The organism is Rothia sp. HMSC078H08 (genome assembly GCF_001808955.1).
Taxonomy (GTDB): domain Bacteria; phylum Actinomycetota; class Actinomycetes; order Actinomycetales; family Micrococcaceae; genus Rothia.
This window is the reverse complement of the sequence record NZ_KV795243.1, coordinates 154,187-178,017: the sequence shown is the minus strand read 5'-3', so window position 1 is coordinate 178,017 and position 23,831 is coordinate 154,187. Positions and strand designations below refer to the sequence as shown.

Genomic DNA, 23,831 nt, shown 5'->3' with positions numbered 1-23,831 from the left:
ACCGCCCTTGAACTGTCTATAAACCTAGGGTTTAGCTTGAGCTATGCCGTAGCTGCGCACTCTTAGAGGGAGTGGGCAACCTCATCGTGGCTGAAGCGTGCACCGCGCGGGTATGCGGGAGCCTCGCCGTGGCCGAGGTTGACGACCAGGAAGGGGATTTCTGCGTTGTCCGCGAAGAATTCCTTCTTGATGCCGGCGAAGTCTGCGCCGGTCATGGGGCCAGCGTCCAGGCCGAGGGCGCGGATTGCGGTGATGAAGTAGCCTGCCTGCAGGTGAGCGCTCAGCTCGGCGGCGGGGGTGGCAAGCTCCTCGGTGGTGTAGAAGCCCTTGATGAAGCCGGCAGCATTGGGGTTGAAGGTATCAGCGTGCTCTACCCAGTTTGCGTCTGCGGAGAGAATCGCGGTGACCGGTGCCGCCTGAGTCTTAGCCTTGTTGCCGTCAGCCAGGTGTGCGACGAGGCGCTCGCGTGCCTCGGGGCTCTTGACCCAGGTGATGCGCAGGGGCTGGCTGTTGAAGGCGGTGGGGCCGTAGAAGGTCAGCTCCTGGATGCGGCGCAGCTGCTCGTCGGTGACGGGCTCCTCGGTGAAGGAGGAGACGGTGCGCGGCTCGTGGAAGAGGTTAATGAGCTGTTCGTCGGTCAGGCGGGTCATGGTGGTGCTCCTTTTTCTAAGTTCCTAATTACTTTACGAGTAAAACATTACGGGGTGATGCATTACCTGTCAAGCACATCTTCCTCCCCCAGCCCCCAACAATTCAAGAGGCGCACACCATAAACCCCGCCATAATAGATACATGACCGACGCACTCTCCCACTTCTCCGCACCCGTACGCGACTGGTTCCGCGCCACCTTCAGCGCACCCACCGCCGCCCAAGAAGGCGCATGGGAGAGCATCCGCAACGGCAACAACACCCTCATCATCGCCCCCACCGGCTCCGGCAAAACCCTCGCCGCCTTCCTCTGGGCACTCGACGCCCTGCACCGCGAACACGAAGCCGGAACTGCAGGCGGCACGCGCATCCTCTACATCTCACCCCTCAAAGCACTCGGTGCGGACGTCGAACGCAACCTACGCGCGCCCCTCGCCGGAATCACCCGCCTGAGCGGCAACGACACTGGCGAGCCGAGCATCACCGTGGGCGTGCGCAGCGGCGACACCCCCGCACGCGAACGCCGCCAACTCATCAGCAACCCACCCGACATTCTCATCACCACCCCTGAATCCCTCTACCTCATGCTCACCAGCGCCGCCCGCAACACCCTCGCCGGCGTGACCACCGTGATCGTGGATGAGATTCACAACCTTGCCGCCACCAAACGCGGCGCGCACCTGGCAGTATCCCTCGAACGCCTCGATGCGCTCCTCGAAAAGCCCGCACAGCGCATTGGTCTCTCCGCAACCGTCGAAAACCCGGAGGCGGTCGCCCGGTTCCTCGGTGGCATTCAGCCGGTGACCATCATGAGCCGCCCGGTTGCCAAAGAATGGGACCTGCGCCTGAGTGTACCCGTGCCCGATATGGCGGCGCTCGGAGGCGCCAACGACTACGGGCAGGGGCTCTACGCCCCATCAGAATATGCGCCCTCGGAGGTGCCGGGCGGCGGGGGCTCAACTTCTGCCGGCTCGGCGCAGGGCGCGGCACAGCCTGCCCCCAGCGCAGCGAATACCCCGGCAAGCACGCCCTACACGCTGGAAGATGCCATTGGCGTATTCCCCGGGCAGGCAAACCTGGCGCAGGAACCCGCGCAAGAAACTGGGCAAGCAAACCCGGCGCGACAGGGCGATAACACCGCGCCCAAAAATACGCTCACCATCCAGGAAGAGGCATTGCGTGAGGGAGCACTGCACGAAGGGGAGCTGCGCGAAAAGGCATTGCGAGACACCGCCGATAGCGAGCGCCCCGAGACCTCCATCTGGCCGCGTGTGCAGGAGCGCATCGTCGACCATATTGAGAACAACCGTTCTACGATTGTTTTCGTTAACTCGCGCGGACTAGCGGAAAAACTCACCGCGGCACTCAACGATATTCACCTGCGCCGCGTCCTCGCGAAGCAGGGAATTGATCCCGAAGACTATGCGGCAGGCATCTGCGACATCGCCGAGGTGCCGCCGCTCGCCCGTGCGCACCACGGCTCCGTATCCAAGGAACAGCGCACCCTCATCGAGGAGGCGCTCAAGGGCGGAACCCTGCGCTGCGTGGTCGCCACCAGCTCCCTGGAGCTGGGTATCGACATGGGTCACGTGGACCTCGTAATCCAGGTGGCGGCGCCTCCATCGGTTGCCTCCGCGCTGCAGCGCGTGGGTCGCGCCGGACACCGCGTGGGCGAAATTTCGCGCGGATTCTTCTACCCCAAGCACCGCGGCGACCTGCTCGGTGCAACCGTCACCCTCGCCGGAATGCGCAGCGGAACCCTCGAACCGCTTGCCGTCCCCACCAACCCCCTGGACGTACTCGCACAGCAGACCGTCGCCGCCTGCGCATTGGGCCCCATCAGCGTGGACTCCTGGTACGAGGCGCTACGCCGCAGCGCACCCTACGCCGAGCTACCGCGCGCCCTCTTCGACTCCGTGCTCGAAATGCTCGCCGGACGCTATCCCTCCGATGAGTTCGCCGAACTGCGCCCGCGCATCATCTGGGACCGCACCCCCACCGAGGAGGCACCCTCCGGAAGTATTGAGGGCCGCCCCGGTGCGCAGCGCCTCGCCGTCACCAGCGGCGGCACGATTCCCGACCGCGGGCTCTTCCCCGTCTACCTGGTCAGCGGCGATGAAGAGCGCGGCCCCAAGCGTGTGGGTGAGCTCGACGAAGAAATGGTGTACGAATCCCGCGCCGGCGAGGTCATCACCCTCGGCGCGAGCAGTTGGCGCATTGAAGAAATTACGCACGACGCGGTACGGGTCTCCCCCGCACCCGGTCAGCCCGCGCGCCTACCCTTCTGGCACGGCGACCGCATGGGCCGCCCCTACGCCCTGGGCGTGCAGACGGGTGCGTTCACGCGCGCCCTCTCCAGCCTGGACGCCACCGATAGCGCCGCCGCCCGCCAGCAGCTCGAACAGCTCGGACTGGACACCTGGGCGGTCGATAACCTGCTCGCCTACCTGCGTGAGCAGCGCGAATCCACCGGGGCGGTTCCTTCCGACACCCGCATGATCGTGGAGCGGCACCGCGACGAACTGGGCGATTGGCGCGTGGTCCTGCACTCGCCGCTCGGCTACGGGGTGCACGCACCCTGGGCGCTGGCGGTGCGCGCCCGCATCGAAGAGCGGTACGGGGTGGACGCCTCCGTCATGGCGAGTGATGACGGCTTGATTCTGCGCCTGCCCGCCATGGAGGATGTGCCACCCGGCGCTGACCTGTTCCTTTTCGACCCGGATGAGTTGGAGGCGATTGTCACCGAACGCGTGGGCGATTCGGCGCTTTTTGCGTCTCGGTTCCGTGAGAATGCGGCGCGTGCCCTGCTGTTGCCGCGCCGTGATCCGGGTAAGCGCACCCCGCTGTGGCAGCAGCGTCAGCGTGCGGCGCAGCTGCTGGATGTGGCGCGTAAGTACCCTGATTTTCCGGTGCTTTTGGAGACGGCACGCGAGTGCCTGCAGGATGTGTACGATGTTCCGGCGCTGGTTCAGGTACACCGTTCGTTGCAGTCTCGGGCGGTGTCCATGCTGGAAGTTGAGACGAACGACCCTTCGCCTTTTGCGCGCACCCTACTCTTTGAGTACGTTGCCGAGCACCTCTACGACGGCGATGCGCCCGCCGCCGAACGCCGCGCCGCCGCGCTCTCGCTGGACCCGGCTCTGCTGGCTGAGTTGCTGGGGTCGAGCGGTCTGCGCGAGCTACTGGACCCGGCGGTTCTGGTGCAGACTCAGCAGCGTCTGCAGCGCACGGGTGAGCGTTACCGCGCCTGCGGTGTGGAGGGCGTGGCGGATTTGTTGCGTCAGCTGGGCCCGTTGAGCGCGCGGGAATTGAGCCTGCGTTTGCGGGCTGACAGCTTGCAGGCGGCGGCACACGGTTCTCAAGATTTAGGCGAGTCCGAGGACTCTGAACACTACGGCGAGGAGTACGGCGCGCACGCCAGCACGGATCAGGCGCGCGCCCTGGCGGAGGAGCTGGTGCGCTCGCGCCGTGCGTTCTCGTTCATGGGAGCTGCCGACATGGGAGCTGCCGACGGTTCCGCCGAGCCGCAGCTGTACTATGCGGCGGTTGAGGATGCCGCGCGTCTGCGCGATGGGCTGGGCATTATGCCCGCCGCGGCGCTTCCTGTTGCCCTTTTGGAGCCGGTTGCGGAGCCTTTGGAGGATCTGGTTTCTCGCTACGCGCGCACCCATATTCCCTTTACGGCGCAGCAGGCGGCAGAGCATTTTTCGCGCCTGACCCCGGTGGGTGTGGGCGTGCTGACTCCGGTGTTGCAGCGTCTTCAGCAGCAGCGCCGTCTGAGCTCCGGCGAGTTCCTGCCCGAGGTGCTGCGTGCTTTGGGGTCTGCCGGTGTTGAGTGGGTGGATGCGCAGGTTTTGCGCACGATTCGTGCCCGTTCTCTGGCGGCGTTGCGTGAGGAGATTGAGCCGGTATCGGCGCAGGTCTATGGTGTATTCCTACCCTCGTGGCAGAACGTTCGTTCTTTATCCGTGCGGGTTGCGCAAACCCTGCCGGAGGCGAGCGCCTACGGTGCCTTCATCCCTTCCCGCCGCGCTGCCACGGTGGTAGGCGAGAGGGTGGCGCCCCTCGGCTCGGCAACACCCAACCCGATGGCACCCACCCCGATGACTGAGCACGGCGCAGAACATACGGGACAAGATTCCGCCTCCGCCACGGAGGATCTGCTCACCGCCATCGACCAGCTGGCGGGTGTGCGCGTACCGGCTTCCGCGCTGGAGACGCTGATTCTTCCGGCACGCGTGCCCGGCTACCAGCAGCACATGCTGGACGAGCTGATGGCGAGCGGCAGGGTGTTCTTCACCGGCGCCGGGCAGCTCGGCGGCGGTAGCGCACAGAAATCTGACGGCTGGATTCGCCTGCATTTGAGCGAGAGTTCTTCGCTAACTCTGGGTGAGGACTACCCGGAGCAGCTGTTGCGCGCGGAGAACCCCGAGCTTTGGGAGGCGCTGCAGGCTCCGGGCACGCTCGAGCACTCCATCTATGAGGCGCTGGCTCATGGCGGCCTGTTCGTGCCGGCGCTACGTGAGCGGGTGGCGCAGCTGATGAGTGCGGCGGCACCTGCCGGTCAGGTGGTGACTTTCCCGGATGCGGCGGAGGTTTCGGCGGCGCTGTGGCGTCTGGTGTGGGCTGGTGCGGTGACGAACGATAGTTTCGCGCCGGTTCGGGCGATGCTTGCGGGCGTCCGCAGTGCGCATCCGACTCCGGCGGCCCCTGCACGTCTGTCGCGGGTGGGTCGCCGCGGTGCGGGTCGTATTGCGGCAGCGCGCGCCTCCATGGGTAACGGCTTGACGGACGGTTACGGCGCTGATAGCTATGCTTCCAGCGGCTACCCTGCGCCTGCCGCCGGGCGCGGTCTGCGTTCCCTGCGCAACAATTCCCTGCGCGGCGGGTTCCATGCCGCCGCTCCCGCCGTTGCCCCGCAAGACAGCGGCCGCTTCTCGCGCGTGGACACGCTACTGCAGGAGCCCGTGGAGGCGACGGTTGCGGCGCTCGCACGCGCCGACCTGCTGCTGGACCGCTACGGTGTGCTGACTCGAGGGTGCCTGCAGGTGGAGGATTCTGCCGGCGGGTTCTCGCAGCTGTACCGGATTTATTCGGCGGCTGAGGATCGTGCGCTGGTTCGTCGCGGCTACTTTATTGAGGGTTTGGGTGCGGCGCAGTTTGCCGCCCCCGCGACGGTGGACCTGCTGCGTTCTACCGCCGATAGCCTCAGTGTTCCCGCAGGTCCACAGGGTTTTGGCGCGACACAGGGTTTTGGTGCGAGTGCCTACACCCCGCAGCGTACCGATACGGAGCGGGTGTACGGCACGTTCACGGTGACCCTGTTGGCGGCGACCGACCCGGCGAACCCGTACGGTGCGGCGCTGAGCTGGCCCGCGATTCCCTCCTTTGCGCACGAGGGCGAGGGCACCGTGAAGCACCGTCCGGCACGCAAGGCGGGTGCCTGCGTGGTGCTGGTGGACGGCGCACCGGTGCTCTATGTGGAGCGTGGCGCGAAGACCCTGTTGGCTTTCACTACCGACCCGGTACTTCTGGAGGCGGCGGCCCCCGCCCTGGCGCGCCTGGTGTCCACCGGTGGCGCGGAGAAGATTTCGGTGGAGAAGGTCAACGATGTGGAGCTTTTGGGCACCCACACGGTGAGCACATCCACATTGGGCGCATCCGGCGGCGAGGTTGTAGAGCATCCGGTGGAGGCGCTGCGTGCGGCGCTGCAGGCGCAGGGGTTCTACGCGACGGTTCGTGGCCTGTCGCTGCGCCGTTCCATTTAGACTGCGCCGTTCCATTTAGCCCGAGCCTCAAGCTTAGCCTCAGGGTAAAATTATTTCTTCAACCTCAACTTGAGCATCATAATGCCCCGCACCCTCACGGAAGGGGATGCGGGGCATTATGTTTCCCTACTCACGAACCGGGTGGTGTTCCCGGAGTCCACCACGTCGCAAGCGGCGTAGCGGAGGAATAACCGCCCGGATGTCCACGTCATCTTTGCCGTGGAGCACATAACCAAACATCGGAGCGGGAAGTCCTGTGTAGACCTGTCACTTCTTGAGGCGGCTAGTAGCCGCCGGTGAGGGTGTCAACGGCACCCAGGCACAGGTCGATAGCTTCTTCGAGCCCGAGCCCGCGGGAGCGAACGGTGCGCTGATCGCGGGGGTTGAGCTGCACGACGTGCATGGCGAAGTAGTCGACGAGCTGCAACCAGCCTCCGAGGATGACGCGAGTGCGGTCATTAATCGGCATGCCGGTGCGTTCAAGCATCCATTCGAGGTAGTCGGTAGGGTTGTTCGGGAAGTCCTCCCCACCGGGGGTGGGAACGCCGGCTACAACGAGGAAGTACGTGCGTAGCGCATTGCGCAACGCCTCTTCGGGGTTTTCGTGATGCTCGCCCAGGGCCTCAAGGACTGCGTTGGCTTCGCGTCGGGTGACAGCGGCCGCCAGGGAGTCCTTGCCGGGGAAGTAGTGGTAGAGCAGGGCGCGGGTAATGCCTGCATCGCGGGCGATAGCGCTCATGGAGGCACCGAGCACGCCGCGGCGAGCGAAATGTTCTGCAGCGATTTTCAGAATTTGCTCTTCGCGTTCGTGCGGCTCCATACGCAGGGCACCGGTGCGAGGCTCCGCATTCTTTTGTGAATGTTCCATAACCTCTCCTATCGCATTTTCCGGTGCTTTGGAATTGTCCGATTGCACCGCTGTATTTGGGGGTGTTCCTTTAACCTCTGCATCCTTGCGCTGCTTCTGTCCCATTTCGACCCCTTCGTTCGAAATATCGAACTTCTGTGTCTTAATCGTACCGCTTTAAGGCTGTTTCCAGCCTTTATTAAGGTGTTTATGACGTAGGATGCCCAGGTTATCAGGTCTTTAATTGCTTTACATCTTTTATACTTAGAAAAACCACAGGGGCTAAATTGAGGGTTATTAGTTTCTGATTTGACAGCATTTTCGAAAATACCGCACTCAATCGATAGTTTTTGTAAAATTAATGCACTTTTTTTAAATTAAATGTCCAATAATTTCAAAAATTTGTGAAGTTTTCGTTTTCTGTTCCACGTATTCACACAAACATTCATGAGTGTCAGACAAAACTGTCTTCTGCAACCCACACCAAGCCCACGGCAATATTTCTAGCCGCCTCATCCGGCAGGCGGTCCGGCTCAGCTTACCTCGATCCTAACCCCGCTCAGGTGATAGGGTTCAGGCGGTAGAGTAGAGCCATGCCCGCACAGAACACCCCACGCCCGCAGCCTATCGCACGCCCCGATACACAGCAGGGAATACAGCTCGCCTATCAGGCAAAGCCTGCACGCCGCACGCATCACCGTCTGCTGACCCCTCCGCTGGCTCAGAAGAACGGTATCGACCCGATTCAGCTGATCCTGCCGCGCGTGGAGGAGCTCCCCGCCGAGCTCACCCCGAACAATACGGCCCCGGCAACCATTGCGGATTACCTGGTTGCGCGATTCTACCCGAACGACCCGCAGATTATTCACGCCCGCTTTAATACCGGTGAGGTGCGCCTCGATGACGGCACGGTGCTGACCGGCGATAGCCCCTATATGCCCGGCGAGCGCATCTGGTACTTCCGTGAGCTTGCCGATGAGCCGCAGCTACCCTCCGATATGCCGGTGCTCTACGAGGATGAACACGTGCTGGCGATTGATAAGCCGCATTTTCTGCCGACCACCCCGCGCGGTGCCTATATTGCGCAGACCGCGCTGACCAAGCTGCGGGTGCGCGAGGACAACCCGCTGCTGATTCCGATTCACCGCCTCGATCGCCCGACCGCGGGCGTGCTGCTCTTCGCTAAGACCGTGGAGGCGCGCCGCCCCTTCCAGATGATGTTTCAGCACCGTCAGGTGTCGAAGACCTACCGCGCCGTGGCGCCGGTTCCCGCCGATGCTACCGCCGCCGAGCAGGCGTTGAGCGAGGAGGGCCTGCAGGTGCGTTCGCATATTCAGAAGATTCGTGATCAGTTGCAGGTTCAGCAACTTTCGGAGGAGCAGTGCGCGGCGCAGGGCGTGGAACCGAATACGCTGACGACCGTAAAGATTCTGCGGACTTTCACCCCGAGTGCGCAGGCTGTTGAGGGGTGGCGTGCCGAGCCTACACTGAACGAAAAACGAGAATGGACGCTCTATGATTTGGCGCCTCACACCGGCAAGACCCACCAGCTACGGGCGCACCTGAACCTTTTGGGCTCCCCCATTCTGGGCGATGTGCTCTACCCGCAGGTGCTACCCGACGCCCCAGACCGTCCTGAGTACCCGCTGCAGCTGCTGGCGTACAGCCTGCACTTTGAGCACCCCATCACCGGCGAACAGGTGGACCTGTACAGCGGGCGTTCGCTGGCTGCCGCCGCCTAACCCGTTTTTGAGTGGCGTTCACCTCGTTCCCCGCGGTGCATCTTCTCGGCGGGCTCTCGAAAAGGGATCACACCCGAGAGCCCGCCCACAGCATCCGGGCGCTCAGAGGGTAAAAGGTGGGATAATTTCAGACGTAATACTTCACCGCAACTACAGAGGGTCCATGAAATCCCAGCCGTCTTCCCACAACGAGCAGTCTCTGGAGTCGATTAGCGAGTACGCCCAGCGCACCTCCTCGCACGCCGCTACCGCAGCCGACAGCGTCACCGACACCTTCGTGCACCGCATCCTTGGTGTTCCCGGCGCCCTCATCGGTTCGGTACAGGTTCCCGACCCGCGCCCGCTGAGCCAGCGTCTGAGCGCTTGGCACTACTGGTGGCAGGCACACCTGCTGGACTGCATAATTGATGCCGGTCAGCGTCACCTGCGCGAGGGCGATATTACTGCCGCCCAGGAGCAGCTGCACCGCGCCCGCGCACTATTGCGCGGCATTAACGTGCGTAACTACGGCCGCTTCGCTAACGACTACTTTGACGATATGGCGTGGCTAACCCTCGCGGTGGGCCGCATGAACTCCTTCTGCATTGAGCTGACCGGTGCGAACGATGTTGCCGCTCAGGATGCCGGCGCGGCTCTCTTCGAGCAGCTGGCAAAGGGCTTCTCCCCGGTGGGCGGCATGAGTTGGCGTAAGTCCAAGCGTGATTTTGTGAATGCTGCGGCGACCGCGCCGACCGCTCTGGCGTATGTGCGGGCGGGCGACCCGAAGACTGCCGCCGCGCTCATGGACTGGATGAACGAAACCCTCTGGGATGCAGAACGTTCGCTCTATATTGACGGCGTGAACGTACGCGGCGACGAGTACGAATACGAGCGCGGCGAATTCACCTATAACCAGGGAACCGCCCTGGGTGCCCTGCTGAGTTTGGCTGCATCCGGCGTGCCCTGCGAAGTGGACCCCGCAGAACGCGCCGAGCGCCTCATCGTCGGCATCGTCAAGCACATGACCGAAGAGGTGGAGTTCCTCTCCGGTGCGCGCCGCCGCATCCTCATCTCGCACGGCGACGGCGACGGCGGCCTGTTCACCGGCATTCTCGTGCGCTACCTGGGCATGGCGGCATCCTCGCCGCTGCTCAGCGATGAGGCGCGAGCGCTCGCCTCGAACCTGGTGTACTCGACCGCACGCGCCCTGTGGGAGGGTCGCCGCGAGTTCGACCCCAACCTGCCGATGAACGAGTACGGCATTGACCCGAATGAGATTCGCGGTAAGGCGCTCGTGCAGTTCTCCCCGCGGTTCACCGAGCCGATGAGCAAGGTTGTGAAGCCCGGTGCACCGGTGGAGCTGTCCACTCAGGTGCAGGCGTGGACCATTTTTGAGACGGCGGCGCGTCTGGCGCATGCGCGTCACCTCGCCTCCCACAGTTTCTAAAAGCACAGTTTCTAAAGTACGGCTTCTAAAACCCTGCTGTTCTTTGCCCCCAGCCCTCATCTTCTCCCTTCAGTGCAGAAGGTTAGGGCCTGTGCAGAAGGTTAGGGCTAGATTCATTGCGGGGGCGTGTACACGGGCGTACGGTGAATTTTATGCTTGCACCAGAATCACAACAGGTCACTGCCAGCCCGAACGCTAACACCATTTTCATGGTCTGGAAGTTCAAGGAAGGCACCTCTCAGGATGCGCTCATTGAGGGGTTCCAGAACCTCTGCGGGCTCGTCATTAACCTCAACCACACCGCCGCGAACCGCTACTCGCCCGAGAACGCTAACGTTGTTCTGGGCATTAGCCACAGCGCGTGGCTGACCCTGGATCTGCCCAAGCCCCTGCCGCAGGAGCTCGAAGAATTTGAGGAGATTAGGGGCCCCAAGCACACCGCGGTGTCCACTCCCGGTGATCTGCACTTCCACATCCGTGCGACCCAGCCGTCCGTCGCCTACGATATGGCCTCCGCTATTACTGCGGCGCTACGCGATATTGCTGAGACCGTGGATGAGGTGCACGGCTTCCGCTACTGGGACGGCCGCTCCATCATCGGTTTTGTGGACGGCACCGAAAACCCGCAGACCCCCGCGGCACGTGAATACTTCGGTATCATCGGTGACAGCGATCCCATGTACAGGGGCGGCAGCTACCAGTTCGTGCAGAAGTACATCCACGACATGACCGCGTGGAACGCCCTGCCCGTCTCCGAGCAGGAGAAGGTCATTGGCCGTTCCAAGCACGACGACATCGAGATGAGCGAGGACGAGAAGCCCGCCAACTCGCACTCCGCTATCGCCAATATCGGTGACGACTTCAAGGTTATTCGCGACAACATGCCCTTCGGCACCGTGGGCAACAACGAGCTGGGCACCTACTTCATCTGCTACGCCAGCACCTTCTCGACCGTTCAGAAGATGCTCATGAACATGTTCATGGGAGTGGATGGCGCCAACTACGACCGCCTGCTGGATTTCAGCACTGCGGTGACCGGCACCCTCTTCTTCGTGCCGACTGTGGACATGCTCGGCGACTTCGCCGGCTAACTTCACCGGCTAGGGCGAGCTAAACCCAGCCACCCTGCCTGTACCCTAGTCTGCCTGTACCTCAGCCTGGCTGTACCCTAGCCTGACGGTACCCGCGAAAACCCCGCCTCCGGCGAGAGAGGCGGGGTTTTCCGGTAGGCTAGGGTATAGACATTCAGACGGAAAGCAAACAATCGAGAGAAGAATGAGCGTTCTAGATAACTCTTTCCCCACCGAGGACTTTGGCTTCACCATCACCAGCCGCCTGGCGGACACCGCCTCCCCCAGCGCTGAACGTGTAGAAGCCAACGGCGGACAGTTCCGCGGACGCACCGGTGTCATCACCACCCCGCACGGACAGATCCAGACCCCCGCCTTCACCCCCGTGGGCACCAAGGCAACCGTCAAGGCGGTCCTACCCGAATCCATGAAGGAGCTCGGCGCTCAGGCTCTGCTCTCCAACGCCTACCACCTGTACCTGCAGCCCGGCCCCGAAATCCTCGACGCAGCAGGCGGCCTGGGTGCTTTCATGAACTGGGACGGCCCGACCTTCACCGACTCCGGTGGATTCCAGGTCATGAGCCTGGGCTCCGGCTTCAAGAAGGTTATCGACATGGGTACCGTCGCGGACGCTAAGGGCGCCGACGGCCGCCCCCTCGGTGACGACGACGTGGCGAAGGGCAAGGAACGCCTCGCCCACATTGACGACGACGGCGTGAACTTCAAGTCGCATATTGACGGCTCGATTCACCGCTTCACTCCTGAGGTGTCCATGCAGGTTCAGCACCAGATCGGTGCCGACGTCATGTTCGCCTTCGACGAGCTGACCACCCTCTACAACTCCCGCGGCTACCAGGAGGAGGCGCTCGAACGCACCCGCCTGTGGGCGCTACGCTGCATCGCTGAGCACCAGCGCCTGACCACTGAGCGCGTGGGCAAGCCCTACCAGGCACTGTTCGGCGTCATTCAGGGCGCACAGTACGAGGACCTGCGCCGCAAGGCATGCCAGGATCTGGGCTCCATGCCCTTCGACGGCTTCGGCATCGGTGGTGCGCTTGAGAAGGAAAACCTCGGCACCATCGTGCGCTGGTGCGCCGAAGAGCTGCCCGAATCCAAGCCCCGCCACCTGCTCGGCATCTCCGAACCCGACGACATCTTCGTCGGCATCGAAAACGGTGTAGACACCTTCGACTGCGTCTCCCCCACCCGCGTGGCACGCAACGCCGCCGTCTACTCCCCCACCGGCCGCTACAACATCACCAACGCGCGCTTCAAGGCGGACTTCTCGCCCATCTACGAGGGCTGCGACTGCTACACCTGCACCCACTACACCCGCGCCTACCTGCGTCACCTCTTCAAGGCGGACGAGCGTCTGGCGGCGACCCTCGCCTCCATCCACAATGAGCGTTTCATCGTGCGCATGGTGGACGACGCCCGCGAAGCCATCAAGGACGGCACCTACTTCGAGTACCGTGACGAGTTCCTCGGCAACTACTACTCCGGCAAGAAGCCCTAAACCCGCTCTTCAACCCGTTTAAGGAGAACCCTATGAGCATCACTCATGTTCCCGATGAGGAGCTTCTCGTCTTCGACCACGAGATCGCAGCCCCGGTCGAGGACGTCTTCGGCGCCTACCTGGACCCCGAACTGCTGGTCCGCTGGTACGGCCCCGCCGGCTGGCACGTGCGCCCCACCGACGTAGTCGTGGAGCCCGTCGTCGGCGGTCTGCAGCGTCTGTCCATGATCAACGAGGTTGACCCCTCGGTGTCCTGCATTCTGCAGAGCCGCTTTTTGAGCATTGAACCGTTCAAGGAGCTCGAATACGCAGAGCAGCTGCCCGACCACCTGGGCAACCCCGGTAGCGTGCTGGTGTACCAGCGTCACCGTTTCTTCCCCGAAACCGTGATTACCGCCGACGGCGTGGGAGCCGGTACCCGCATCGTTATTGAGATTGGCCCCATGCCCGCCTCGGTTCACGAGGAGGTACGCACCACCTGGCGTTCGACCTTCGCCCGCCTGGATAACGTGCTTGCCACCCGTGCCCGCGGAGAGTTCTAACTCGCACCAGCTCTGATTCTGCCCGCCTGCGGGTGGGAATACTAAAGCGCCGCGTTGACGAATGATACGTCAACGCGGCGCTTGTGTTTAATACCCGTGCCTTGCCGGGTGGGAATCGTAAACTAGTTGGTCAGCTTCACGGTAATGACGGTGCTGCCACCATCCAGGGACACACACTCGGGGGTCGCACGATCCGCGCCGTCGCCCGGCTTCCAGTAGCAGCGCGCCGACATGACGGTACGCTCACCATTCGCCTTATCGGTCACCTCGGCGGGGTTCTGCACCACAAACTGGCGGATCAGCTCACGCGCAAACAGGCAATCCACCGCGCCAGAGGCTACCTGCACGGTCGCATTATGCTTCAGGTAGCCGGTAGCATCCATGCTGCCGCAGCTACCACCCGCGGACTGAACGTCCGAGCTGGACAGGCTCGCGGTGCTCGACGCACTCGCCACTGCACTCGCCGAAGTATTCGCCTTAGCCGATGCGGAAGGGCTCGACGCCGCACTCGCCTGCGCGGTCGCCGTGGGGCTTGCGGTGGTGATGGTTCCGGGGCTCACGGTAGCCGCCGCGGTGGGGGTGTGCACGGTACCGGCAGTCGGGGTGCTTTCAGTGACCGTTACGGTGCGAGTGGGGGTCGCCTTCGCGCTCGTAGCGCTGGGACTAGGGATTGCGGTGGCGCTCGGGGAGGCGGTGGTGGCGCCTCCGGAGCATGCCGACAGCGCCAGCAGAAGCGTGGCACCGAGCGCTACGGGGCTGTAGCGCTGAGCGGTACGGAGGGTAGTAGAAGAAGTCTGGGTAGAGTGCTTCTGTGCCGGATGCATGGTGACCTTTCTGCGTCATTGGTTCGGGTTCCTAACCAGTATTCTAAAGACGCTACCTGTGAGCTAGCTATATACGGCATCTTAGAGACCCGCAGGGTGACCCCTCTGGGTATAACGGGATGGGGGCACCGCGGGAAGGGGACACAGCGGGAAGAATGCAACACGAGGAATGCAATAAGAGGGGCTCCCCGGCAGTGCGGGGAGCCCCTCCTTAGCTAGTCACAACTCATTGATAGCTCGTTAGCAACTCAATAATTCTGACGCGGGCGCTTAGCCTTCGTGCCTGCCACGCACCAGAATAGTGTGGCCGTTTCCGTCATGGCAGCTAATCGAGCCAGTCTCAATCTCGCCCAAGCAGGTCAGCTGCTTGCCCTCAGCAACGGGCAAGATCACCACATCCAAGGCGTGCATTATCTTCGTGTTTGCGGTGGTGGTCTCCCCGTGCAGAGCCGAGGACTCATTCACGGTATTCACCTCGCTGGCGCCGGTCAGGAAGTTCATGCGAGTCACCTCCACCGGACCGGCAAAAGTGCGGCCGACAGCACCGTTACCGTTGCCGGTCTGCTCGCCGGTGCGGCGCTCGCACACCAGGGTTCCGTCCGCGGGGTTCAGCTCGCAGAGGGTGCGCTCGTCATCGCTCTTGAAACGGTAGTAGCCGGCACCGGAATCGTAGTAGGAGGGCTCCATGAGGAAGGGAATCTGGGGAGCATCCGGATTGTCCAGGCGAGCCACAAAGGCGACATCCTCACCGATGGTGCACTCGGGGGCGCCGCGATCCTCGCGACGGTTCTTAACCATCTCGTACTGCGGGTTCCAGTAGCAGGTGGCGTCCTGAACCTTCGCAACCTGGTGCTGGGTCGTGTTGTCGTCGGCACGCGGGGTGGTGACGTACTCGGTCAGCACGTCCAGGGCGTGGGCGCAGTCCACGGTACCGCGCAGCACCATGATTTCCGCGCCGGTCTTCAGGTAGCCTTTGCGCCCAATATGCCCGCAGCGCTCGCCGGCGGAGGCGCGCTCAGCCTCCACCTTTTCGGGCGCGCGGGGAGTCTCAGCGGCGGTAGGGTTCGCGGCAGAGGTTGCCTTCGCCTCAGCGGGTGCGGAGGATTCAGACGCCTTCGCCTCGGCACTCTCTGCGGGGGCGGACACCCGAGTCTCGGTGACGGTCGGCTCGGTCTTCTTCGTCGGCGACGCGGTGGAGGAAGGGAGCGGGTACTGCGAGTGGTTAGCCGTGTTGGAGGGGCTGGGGCTCGACGAAGAGTTTTCGCTCTGAGAACCGCCAAAGCAGCCGGTCAGGGCGAGGAGCAGGGCGGCGGCGCATCCGGTGGCGCGCATCGTGCGGCGACCCCGGCTGGCGGAGTCTGCCTGAGTGTGGTGGAACGACATTGTTATCTCTCCCGGGAATGAACCTTTTGCACCCTTTGCAGAAGGTATTTAAAGCATACGCTTGACCCCGTTCAAGACCGGTTTATTACAGCGGAGCGCCCTCTACTTCTGCGGCAAGTAGGAGCTCAGCAGTTCACGCTGCTCGGGGCTGAGTCGAGTCAGTCGCCCCGCCACGGAATCCCAGAACGCCAGCACGGTAAAGGCACGCACGCATTCGCGGCCGTCCACCGGGGAGAGAATCGAGTAGCCAATCCGCACGGATGCGGCGCTGACCTTCTCCACGCTCAGGCGCACCGGCACGGGCTCACCGGTGTAGGGTAGCTGAGCCAGGTAGCGGATGCCGTGCTCGGCAATAAGCGCCTGCACGCCCTCGGCAACCAGGTCGAAAAGCGGAATCGGAGGCTGCGGTGCCACGGTGGGCTTCTGCCCAGAGGAGGGCGGCGGGCCGAAGAGCGCCACGCGGGCTTCTTCCATGACCGAGAAGATGGCAACGTTGTTGACGTGACCGTAGGCGTCCATATCGCCCCAGCGTGCGGGTACGTGCACCAGCAGTTCGTCGGTGGTACCGACCTCAGAGGCGGGGGTGTTTTTGCGGGTCTTTTCGTGGCTTTGCATGGTTTTAACTCTACTCCCCCACCGCTGTGGGGCGGCTATTCGTACGAATCCGCAAGGTACAGCAAATGAATCAGCTGATAATGATTCGGGGGCTAGAAATATATTTGATAGTTAAAGCGATGAGGCTCGAAAGCTACGATGCTTTCGAGCCTCATCCAACACACAGACATTTGAACGCATACAAGATCATACGGTTCACTGTCTATGATAGACCCCACTCTGAGGGCCAACTGCATTTTTACGGTTTTATTACGAGGAATTCCAGAAATTTTCCGTATTTTTCGTTTATTACTGTGTTGGAGTCTCTGCAGGCCCCAACACCGGCCCTCCCGGCAGCTGCAGAACCTAACGGCCCAGCTTCGCCGCAGTCTCCAGGGCATGATCAGCGTCGTACTTCATGGCATCGTACTCGGCAGTTGCCTGCTGAGCCTCCACGAAGGTCTGCTCATCAATCACGTGAGTGTGGCGGATACGAGCAAAGTACAGCAGGCTCAGCACCACAAAGTAGCCCACGCCCACAATTGCCGGAACCATAGAACCGCGCACCATGAAGAGCGCAACCCACACCGCGAAGAGCAGCAAAACGCCAACCGCCGCGGTGAACTGGCCACCCCACAGGCGGAAACCATTGGTTGCAGGCTCAACACGCTTGTAGACAACGTAAGCGAACAGAATCAGAACCCACACGGTCAGTGCGCACACCATGATCACGAAAATCATGGAGAGGAACGCTTCCTTCGGGCTGTACAGCGCCAGCAGAATAGCAATGACCATGCCGCTGGTCGACGCCCACACTGCGCGAGCCGGAACGCCAGCACGGTTCACCTGAGCCAGCTGGCGAGGCGCCATGCCGTCAGCCGCCAGGGAGTGCAGCAGACGCGCACCCGCGTACAGGTTTGCGTTCGCGCTCGACAGCGCCGCAATCAGTACCACAAAGTTCACGAAGTGCGCCACGCCCTGAATGCCGAGCTGTTCAAAGACCAGAACGAACGGGGAAGCATCCACCGCATCGCCTATGCCCGAGGCCGAACGCCACGGAATGATAGCAACAACAATCAGAACTGCCAGCACGTAGAAGGTTACCAGGCGGATCATCATCGCCTTCGCTGAGGAACGCACCGAACGAGAAGGATCCTTCGCCTCCGCAGCGGAGATCGAGATCATCTCAATACCGCCGAAGGAGAACATCACAACAGCCAGCGACAGCCACACCGACTGGGGGCCGTTAGGCATGAAACCGCCGTCGTTGAAGAGGTTCGCGGTACCCACCGCAGCGTGACCGGGCAGACCGAAGAAAACCAGGCACAGGCCCACCAGCAGGAAGGCAACAATCGAAATGACCTTAATCGAAGACAGGAAGAACTCCAACATGCCGAAAGACTTCACGCTGGTCAGGTTCAGCACAATCAGCGCCACACCAAACGCGGCAATACCCGCCCACAGCGGAAGCTGCGGCCACCAATAATTCAAGTACATCGCAACCGACACCAGCTCAACACCGGCAATCAGCACAGTCGCCGTCCAGTAGGCGATGCGAGTCAAAAAGCCCGCGAAGGGGCCCAGGTAGCGGGTAGCAATAGTACCGAAACCGCCGCGGACAGGGTAGCGAACCGCCATTTCACCGGTTGCCGCGCCAATCACCGAAGCGAGCGCAGAACCAATAGCGTAGGTGAGAATGACCGCGGGACCAGCCATCGCAATGGCGGTGCCCGAACCCAAGAAGAGGCCCGTACCGAGCGCGGAACCCATCACGATCATGGTCATCTGTCCGTGGGACAGAGAACGCTTCAGGGTGCGCGATCCGGCGGTCCCCGCTGCAGCGTGGCTGCGGGTATCGTCGTTGTGGGACACGAAGGTGCCTTCCGTCAGTACGCCTTAGGGGCGTGATGTGCAATGTGTGCTCGCACCCGGCTTCTGCGGCTTCTAGCCTCGTTGACGGGTACGAATAGTTAACTATTCTACGGGCACACTCACACCGCTCAGAACAGCGCCGTCTAGGGTACAAAAGCGAAAAGGCACCGAACGGGGGTGCTCCCCCATCCGGTGCCTTTTATGTTTTAGCCTCGCGAGGCTTTATTTAGTGCTGTGCCGCGCTGGTGTTCTCGTCGGCGTGCATAGCGTCCAGGTCGGGGCGCTCATAACCGCCCTGAACCTTCGAGGAGATGGCGTAGCCAATAGAAATCAGCACGAAGAAGACGATGCCGACCATGATCGATTCCTGAACGCCCGAGCCAGGCAGCATGAACATTGCCGCCAGGGTCGCCAGAACACCCGCCAGAGCCAGACCTGCGGTGACGCGGCCACCCAGCACGGTGAAGGAGGAGGCGTCCTTCTGGTCCTTCTTGTACGCCTGGTAGGTCAGCAGAATCATGACCCACACAACCAGGATGCACAGGGTCACCAGCGCCATGAGCAGCGCAAAGATGTCGCCAATCTTGGCAACAGCCATCACGGTTGCCACGACAACGCCGGTGAAGGAGATGAGCAGAGCCACGACCGGCACGCCGCGCGAGGAGGTGCGTGCAGCCACTGCGGGAGCCATACGGTCAGAGCCCAGGGCGTGCAGCAGGCGAGTTGCCGCGTACAGGGAGGCGTTAGCGCCAGAGAGCGCAGCAACGAGCACCACGAAGTTCATGATGTCCGCGGCGAAGGGGATACCCAGCTCAGAGAAGACGAGCACGAACGGCGACTCGGTCAGCTCCGAGTTCTGTGCGGCGGTCTGCCAGGGCACCAGGCACAGAATAATTGCCATGGACACCACGTAGAAGGTGGACAGGCGCCAAATCATTGCCTTCACGCTGGTTGCCACCGAGCGTGCCGGGTCTTTCGCCTCCGCTGCGGAGAGAGAAATCATTTCCACACCGCCGAAGGAGAACATGACAACAGCCATCGAAATCCAGATGGATGCCGGGCCGTTGGGCAGGAAGCCACCGTCGTTCACGAGGTTTGCGGTACCCGCCGCGGCATGACCGGGCAGGCCCACGAACACCAGCAGTACACCAATCACCATGAACACGATGACGGCAGAAACCTTAATCGAAGAGAGCATGAACTCCAGGGCGCCGAAGGACTTCACGCTCACCAGGTTCAGCACCAGAATAATTGCGCCGAAGAGGGCGACGAACACAGCCAGGGGAACGTCCGGGAACCAGTACGCCATGTAGTGGCCAACCGCCACCAGCTCAGCGCCAGCCAGCGGCACGGTGCACGCCCAATACGCCCAGCGAGTCAGGTAGCCGCTAAAGGGGTTCAGGTATCGGCTCGCAATGGTGCCGAAACCGCCCTGGACGGGGTGACGCACGGACATTTCGCCCGCGCACGCAGCAATGGTTGCCGCAATCATCGAACCAATAGCGTAAGAGAGGATTGCGCCGGGGCCCGCAATTTTAATGGCGGAGGAGGAGCCCAGGAACAGGCCCGTACCCAGCGCCAAGCCCATCGCAATCATGGTCAACTGGCCGTGGGAGAGGGAACGATTCAACGAGTCGTTCTTCTCCGACTGCTCGGGGGTGTTCCCCTGCAGTTTAGACATAACGTATCTCTTTCTTAGACATGCTGTGTATTGAATAAAGCTGAAATGGCAATGCCGCCCGGTCGTTAGGCCGGGCGGCTCTGCACATCAGCTGTCAGGAGGTTAGCTTATGCCACGTACTCGAGTTCGTGACGCTTGAACCAACCAATAATCGGGTAGCTGATCGGCATGAGGATCACCTCGACCAGGCACTTATAGATATAGCCGATCAGTACGTAGTTGATGAATGCTTCCACGGTGTCGATGCCGAGCACCGGTGCCGCGATGGAGCAGAAGATGAGGGTGTCGAGCAGCTCACCGACCAGGGTGGAGACGATCATACGCAGCCACAGGAAACGGCCCTTGCTTGCCTTCTTCATTGCCACCATAACCCAGGCATTCAGGGTCTGACCGAAGAGGTAACCGAGCAGGGAGCCCGTAAAAATCTGCCAGACCGGGCCCAGTACGCTAGCGAATGCCTCCTGGCCGGTGTAGAAGCTCGCAGCGGGCAGGTGCACGATCAGCAAGAAACACAGGGCAGCAAAAGCAGCCGAGCCGAAGGAGGCCACAATCGCGCGGCGGGCACGCTTAAAGCCGTACACCTCAGAAAGAAGGTCGCCAATCACGTAGGCGAGCGGGAAGAGGAAGAAACCACCATCGGTGACAATGGTCGAGCCAATCAGGGGCAGTTCGAAGGGCAGCGGGCCGAACTCCACACCCTTGGTTGCACCAATATTCGAGATGATCAGGATGACGCAGGATGCGCCCAGCAGCAGATCAAAGTAGCCGCGGCGACCAGCCCAGGGCACCGTAACGGTGCTCGTCTGAGCCATAGATTCGCTAACGGGTTTAGCCATTACTTTCCCCAAGTCTTTCTTCATGCGATGTGTTTCTTCACGTAAGGCACGAGCCTTCACGCGTGGTGGTGAGCCTGCAATGCAGGGCAGGGTTCACCGGCTCGTCTGCCACCCGAGCTTATCTAATAGTACCTATATGCCGTGGCGGCGGCAGGTTTACGGACTTCGTTCAAGAGTGTGGACGCTCATGACCACCCCGCCAGCCTTCCTGACCGCACATTTACAATAAATGTATGAAGAATCTGGGCCACGGAATTCACCGCACTGAGCAGGTGGTATCCCTGCTGGGGGCGGGGCGTGCGCTACGCGCCTCGCTTCGGCGGTCGGTACGGGGTTCTTCACAGCAGGTGCGTAGGCGGCGGCACCGTAACCAGCGGCGGCTGAGCGCGCATATTCCGCGTCTGCATCCGCTGTTCACCTATGCGGCGCAGGCTGTGCGCACCGGTCTTTCCCTGCTGGAGCCGATGTTTCTGGCTTCGTCTGAGTTGCTCGGTTACCGATCGTTTACGCATCGCGGGCGTAATATCTACTATCGGGTCGATAACCTGTATCTTCTGACCGATTCTGAGTCTGCGCCCGGTGTGCTGTTCTATTTTGATGGTGACCACCTCTCGCGTGCCGGTAGCCGCCTGTTGCGCCGCGACTCCCCGTTGCGTGCCGAGTTGGCGCAGGTGGCGGCTGAGTTCAATATGCTGTCGGTGCCGGTGCTGTCGCCGGGTAGTATGCGGGAGCCGCGTCTGGCCGATGGTGATTCTTATGCGCCTCCGCTGACCTATAACTGGTGGGTTCGTGCCCGCTCGAACGGCAGGATGGTTCGCGCCCTCATTGAGGAAATTGCCCTGGCGTACGGGGTGGATACGAGCCGTATCTGGCTTGCGGGCTATTCGGGTGGCGCCGAGTTCCTCAGCTACGAGCTGCTGTCACACGATATTGAGTGGATTCGTGGAGGTGGCGCCACCTTTATCGGTGGCGGCGGTACTGACGGCGTGCCGGCTCGGGTGCGTGAGCGGGCTGCGCTGAATCCTTCTTCGCATGCGCATCTGTTGATGAGCTGGCATGTGGGTGTGCTGGATGGTCGTTCGCCGTCGGCTCGTCGGCGTATGGCGACGAGTTCTGAGGGGAGTTGGTCGGCGCGGATTGCGGTGCAGGAGGGTAGTGCGTTCTACGAGGGTTTGGGTGCGCGGACTTTGTTGCAGGTGACTCCGGGGCGTGGCCATACGGGGTATCCGATTGCGTCGTTGGTGGGTGCTGATTTGGCGGCTGCTACGCGTTTGGGCTTCTTGTAGTGCCGGTCGTTCTGTCATATTTGTGAAAATTCGCATGGATTGGGCAAATTTCTTGGTGACACATTCGATAAATTCGTCATTTGCTGACGATTTGGGGTAGAGTGTCACTATGCCTCGTATTTCTGCAGCAACCAACGCCGCCCAGCGCGAAAACACCAAGCGCGCCATCCTCAACTCCTTCGGCGAGATCCTCTACAACCGCGGCCTCTCCGGCCTGACCATGACCGACGTCGCCAAGAACGCCGGAATCGGCCGCACCGCGGTCTACAACTACTTCGCCGACATGGGCGAACTGCTGGTCGCCTACGCCCTGGACGAGACCGAACGCTTCCTCAACGAGCTGCGCGTCGGCCTGGAGGGCATCGAAAACCCGATTGACCAGCTCGCGGTCTACATTCGCTTGCAAATCAACGACCTGGCGCGCCGCCACCTGCCTCCGGGCCCTGCGATGCGCTCCATGCTCTCCCCCGAGTCCTACGCGAAGCTCGGCAAGCACGTTCACGAGCTGCAGATGGTGCTCGCGCATATTCTTTCTGCCGCCATTGCCGAGAACTACATTCCGAAGAACGACATTCGCGAACTGGCGATGCTCGTGCACGGCTCCCTCTCCTCAAGCGCCGGTCGCGCCGAGGACGCACCGGATGAGGAAACCCGTGAGCGCCAGATTCTGAATACTATCCGTTTTATTCAGATGGGCCTGGGCGCGCGTTTTGACGCCGAGGGCAACCCGGTTCGCCTGGATTCCGAGGAGTCCCTGCCGGAGCAATCCCCGGTGCAGGAGGCGGGCCTGAAGGTTGCGTCCTAAGCGTGGTATCTCTGCGTAGCGGAACGTAGCTCAGTTATACGTCACAAAAATGCCGCGGACCTGATGCTTCTTTGCATCGGTCCGCGGCATTTTCTGTATTCGGGTAGGCGTTTACGCGGTTAGGTTTTTACGCGAGTAGGTTTTTACGCGCCGGGCAGCAGCGCCGGGGAGATGGAGTCCAGGTCCAGTACGCGCGCATACATGACGGCGCGGCGGTGCAGGGCGTTACGCAGTGCGCGGTGCACGCCGTCTTCGAGGTAGAGTTCGCCTCCCCATTTGACCACGTGCGGGAAGAGGTCGCCGTAGAAGGTGGAGTCTTCGGCGAGTAGGGTCTCGAGGTTGAGGTTTTTTTGGGTGGTGATGAGGGTGTCGAGGCGTACCTGCTGCGGCGGGATTCCTCCCCAGTCGGCGTGGGTCATGCCGTGCTGGGGGGAGGGGCGGCTGTCGCCTACTTTTTTGAAGATCATGGTGGTGCTTTCTACAGGTATGGGGCGCCTCGGCGGCGCCCGGAACCGTGGGGTTCTGAAGAAATAGTACCAAGGGGTATAAAAAATCCCCGGTCTTAGATTCTAAGACCGGGGATCGGTGGCGGAGGATGGAGGATTTGAACCTCCGAGGGTGTTAACCCAACACGCGTTCCAGGCGTGCGCCATAGGCCGCTAGGCGAATCCTCCAGCTATGTTTTCTACGCATTGCGTAGGCAACAAATAAAACCTTACTACGCTTTTGCTAAGCATGCAAGCCCTGAGCAATAAAAATAACAGAAAGCACATTTATGGATGCTTGTGCCCCTGTTTTTGGGTGGTGATAAGGGTGTCGAGGCGTACCCGCTGCGGCGGGATTCCTCCCCAGTCGGCGTGGGTCATGCCGTGCTGGGGGTAGGGGCGACTATCGCCTACTTTTTTGAAAATCATGGTGGTGCTTTCTCAGGTATGGGGCGCCTCGGCGGCACGTGTAACCGTGGGGTTCTGAAGAAATAGTACCAAGGGG

The 23,831-nt window shown here is 61.8% G+C and carries 17 protein-coding genes and 1 tRNA gene; 8 read left to right on the top strand and 10 right to left on the bottom strand.

All coding sequences use genetic code 11. The features are described 5' to 3' along the window. Window positions 1–62: 62 nt before the first annotated feature. Complete coding sequence (locus HMPREF2528_RS01795) at window positions 63–650, bottom strand: malonic semialdehyde reductase (protein ID WP_070541888.1); 588 nt, start codon at window positions 648–650, stop codon at window positions 63–65. Between the two features lie 142 nt (window positions 651–792). Here HMPREF2528_RS01795 and HMPREF2528_RS01790 point away from each other — a divergent pair, with 142 nt between their 5' ends. After that, entirely contained in the window at window positions 793–6,417 is a 5,625-nt protein-coding gene (locus HMPREF2528_RS01790; protein WP_070541885.1) for a DEAD/DEAH box helicase, read from the top strand. Window positions 6,418–6,700: 283 nt separating this feature from the next. On the opposite strand, the gene HMPREF2528_RS01785 is transcribed toward HMPREF2528_RS01790, so the two are convergent. Further along, entirely contained in the window at window positions 6,701–7,285 is a 585-nt protein-coding gene (locus HMPREF2528_RS01785; RefSeq protein ID WP_005507171.1) for a TetR/AcrR family transcriptional regulator, read from the bottom strand. 572 nt (window positions 7,286–7,857) lie between these two features. Here HMPREF2528_RS01785 and HMPREF2528_RS01780 point away from each other — a divergent pair. From HMPREF2528_RS01780 to HMPREF2528_RS01760, 5 genes are all read left to right on the top strand, one after another. After that, window positions 7,858–9,006 carry a pseudouridine synthase gene (locus HMPREF2528_RS01780; protein WP_083297861.1) on the top strand — a complete coding sequence of 383 codons (1,149 nt, stop codon included), beginning with the start codon at window positions 7,858–7,860 and terminating at the stop codon, window positions 9,004–9,006. A 163-nt stretch (window positions 9,007–9,169) separates the two neighbouring features. Beyond that, entirely contained in the window at window positions 9,170–10,432 is a 1,263-nt protein-coding gene (locus tag HMPREF2528_RS01775) for a glycoside hydrolase family 76 protein (RefSeq protein ID WP_070541882.1), read from the top strand. A 152-nt stretch (window positions 10,433–10,584) separates the two neighbouring features. Then, window positions 10,585–11,523, top strand: coding sequence for a Dyp-type peroxidase (locus HMPREF2528_RS01770; protein WP_070541879.1), 939 nt, complete (start codon window positions 10,585–10,587; stop codon window positions 11,521–11,523). A gap of 184 nt (window positions 11,524–11,707) precedes the next feature. Further along, the gene (gene tgt / locus HMPREF2528_RS01765) at window positions 11,708–13,018 is read left to right on the top strand and encodes a tRNA guanosine(34) transglycosylase Tgt (protein WP_070541876.1); all 1,311 of its coding nucleotides are present in this window, start codon (window positions 11,708–11,710) and stop codon (window positions 13,016–13,018) included. A gap of 32 nt (window positions 13,019–13,050) precedes the next feature. Continuing rightward, entirely contained in the window at window positions 13,051–13,560 is a 510-nt protein-coding gene (locus tag HMPREF2528_RS01760; protein WP_070505903.1) for an SRPBCC family protein, read from the top strand. Between the two features lie 122 nt (window positions 13,561–13,682). On the opposite strand, the gene HMPREF2528_RS01755 is transcribed toward HMPREF2528_RS01760, so the two are convergent. The 6 genes from HMPREF2528_RS01755 to HMPREF2528_RS01730 form a co-directional block, all read right to left on the bottom strand. After that, complete coding sequence (locus tag HMPREF2528_RS01755) at window positions 13,683–14,384, bottom strand: hypothetical protein (RefSeq protein ID WP_049360601.1); 702 nt, start codon at window positions 14,382–14,384, stop codon at window positions 13,683–13,685. A 270-nt stretch (window positions 14,385–14,654) separates the two neighbouring features. Continuing rightward, window positions 14,655–15,767 (bottom strand): phosphoglycerol transferase, encoded by a 1,113-nt coding sequence (locus HMPREF2528_RS01750; protein WP_049360598.1) that lies wholly within the window; start codon window positions 15,765–15,767, stop codon window positions 14,655–14,657. 102 nt (window positions 15,768–15,869) lie between these two features. Then, complete coding sequence (locus HMPREF2528_RS01745; protein WP_070541873.1) at window positions 15,870–16,382, bottom strand: acyl-CoA thioesterase; 513 nt, start codon at window positions 16,380–16,382, stop codon at window positions 15,870–15,872. 345 nt (window positions 16,383–16,727) lie between these two features. After that, the gene (locus HMPREF2528_RS01740; RefSeq protein WP_070541870.1) at window positions 16,728–18,233 is read right to left on the bottom strand and encodes an amino acid permease; all 1,506 of its coding nucleotides are present in this window, start codon (window positions 18,231–18,233) and stop codon (window positions 16,728–16,730) included. A gap of 226 nt (window positions 18,234–18,459) precedes the next feature. Continuing rightward, on the bottom strand, window positions 18,460–19,914 hold the full coding sequence (locus HMPREF2528_RS01735; RefSeq protein WP_049350500.1) for an amino acid permease: 1,455 nt from the start codon (window positions 19,912–19,914) through the stop codon (window positions 18,460–18,462). 107 nt (window positions 19,915–20,021) lie between these two features. Continuing rightward, window positions 20,022–20,750 carry a queuosine precursor transporter gene (locus HMPREF2528_RS01730; protein ID WP_070541867.1) on the bottom strand — a complete coding sequence of 243 codons (729 nt, stop codon included), beginning with the start codon at window positions 20,748–20,750 and terminating at the stop codon, window positions 20,022–20,024. Window positions 20,751–20,983: 233 nt separating this feature from the next. Here HMPREF2528_RS01730 and HMPREF2528_RS01725 point away from each other — a divergent pair, with 233 nt between their 5' ends. Then, window positions 20,984–22,036, top strand: a complete 1,053-nt coding sequence (locus HMPREF2528_RS01725) for a hypothetical protein (RefSeq protein ID WP_049350498.1) — start codon at window positions 20,984–20,986, stop codon at window positions 22,034–22,036. A 109-nt stretch (window positions 22,037–22,145) separates the two neighbouring features. Then, window positions 22,146–22,841: a TetR/AcrR family transcriptional regulator gene (locus tag HMPREF2528_RS01720; protein WP_005509262.1), complete on the top strand. Its 696-nt coding sequence runs from the start codon at window positions 22,146–22,148 to the stop codon at window positions 22,839–22,841. A 143-nt stretch (window positions 22,842–22,984) separates the two neighbouring features. Here the strand turns inward: HMPREF2528_RS01720 and HMPREF2528_RS01715 are convergent, their stop codons facing one another. Further along, window positions 22,985–23,308, bottom strand: a complete 324-nt coding sequence (locus HMPREF2528_RS01715; RefSeq protein ID WP_070541864.1) for a type II toxin-antitoxin system VapB family antitoxin — start codon at window positions 23,306–23,308, stop codon at window positions 22,985–22,987. A gap of 119 nt (window positions 23,309–23,427) precedes the next feature. Next, a tRNA-Ser gene (locus HMPREF2528_RS01710) sits at window positions 23,428–23,515 on the bottom strand. Window positions 23,516–23,831: the final 316 nt, after the last annotated feature.

Bases quoted from the DNA above. Each gene is read 5' to 3' on its own strand.
- HMPREF2528_RS01795 (WP_070541888.1), bottom strand. From the start codon at position 650: ATGACCCGCCTGACCGACGAACAGCTCATTAACCTCTTCCACGAGCCG.
- HMPREF2528_RS01790 (WP_070541885.1), top strand. From the start codon at position 793: ATGACCGACGCACTCTCCCACTTCTCCGCACCCGTACGCGACTGGTTC.
- HMPREF2528_RS01785 (WP_005507171.1), bottom strand. From the start codon at position 7,285: ATGGAACATTCACAAAAGAATGCGGAGCCTCGCACCGGTGCCCTGCGT.
- HMPREF2528_RS01780 (WP_083297861.1), top strand. From the start codon at position 7,858: ATGCCCGCACAGAACACCCCACGCCCGCAGCCTATCGCACGCCCCGAT.
- HMPREF2528_RS01775 (WP_070541882.1), top strand. From the start codon at position 9,170: ATGAAATCCCAGCCGTCTTCCCACAACGAGCAGTCTCTGGAGTCGATT.
- HMPREF2528_RS01770 (WP_070541879.1), top strand. From the start codon at position 10,585: ATGCTTGCACCAGAATCACAACAGGTCACTGCCAGCCCGAACGCTAAC.
- tgt (WP_070541876.1), top strand. From the start codon at position 11,708: ATGAGCGTTCTAGATAACTCTTTCCCCACCGAGGACTTTGGCTTCACC.
- HMPREF2528_RS01760 (WP_070505903.1), top strand. From the start codon at position 13,051: ATGAGCATCACTCATGTTCCCGATGAGGAGCTTCTCGTCTTCGACCAC.
- HMPREF2528_RS01755 (WP_049360601.1), bottom strand. From the start codon at position 14,384: ATGCATCCGGCACAGAAGCACTCTACCCAGACTTCTTCTACTACCCTC.
- HMPREF2528_RS01750 (WP_049360598.1), bottom strand. From the start codon at position 15,767: ATGTCGTTCCACCACACTCAGGCAGACTCCGCCAGCCGGGGTCGCCGC.
- HMPREF2528_RS01745 (WP_070541873.1), bottom strand. From the start codon at position 16,382: ATGCAAAGCCACGAAAAGACCCGCAAAAACACCCCCGCCTCTGAGGTC.
- HMPREF2528_RS01735 (WP_049350500.1), bottom strand. From the start codon at position 19,914: ATGTCTAAACTGCAGGGGAACACCCCCGAGCAGTCGGAGAAGAACGAC.
- HMPREF2528_RS01730 (WP_070541867.1), bottom strand. From the start codon at position 20,750: ATGGCTAAACCCGTTAGCGAATCTATGGCTCAGACGAGCACCGTTACG.
- HMPREF2528_RS01725 (WP_049350498.1), top strand. From the start codon at position 20,984: ATGAAGAATCTGGGCCACGGAATTCACCGCACTGAGCAGGTGGTATCC.
- HMPREF2528_RS01720 (WP_005509262.1), top strand. From the start codon at position 22,146: ATGCCTCGTATTTCTGCAGCAACCAACGCCGCCCAGCGCGAAAACACC.
- HMPREF2528_RS01715 (WP_070541864.1), bottom strand. From the start codon at position 23,308: ATGATCTTCAAAAAAGTAGGCGACAGCCGCCCCTCCCCCCAGCACGGC.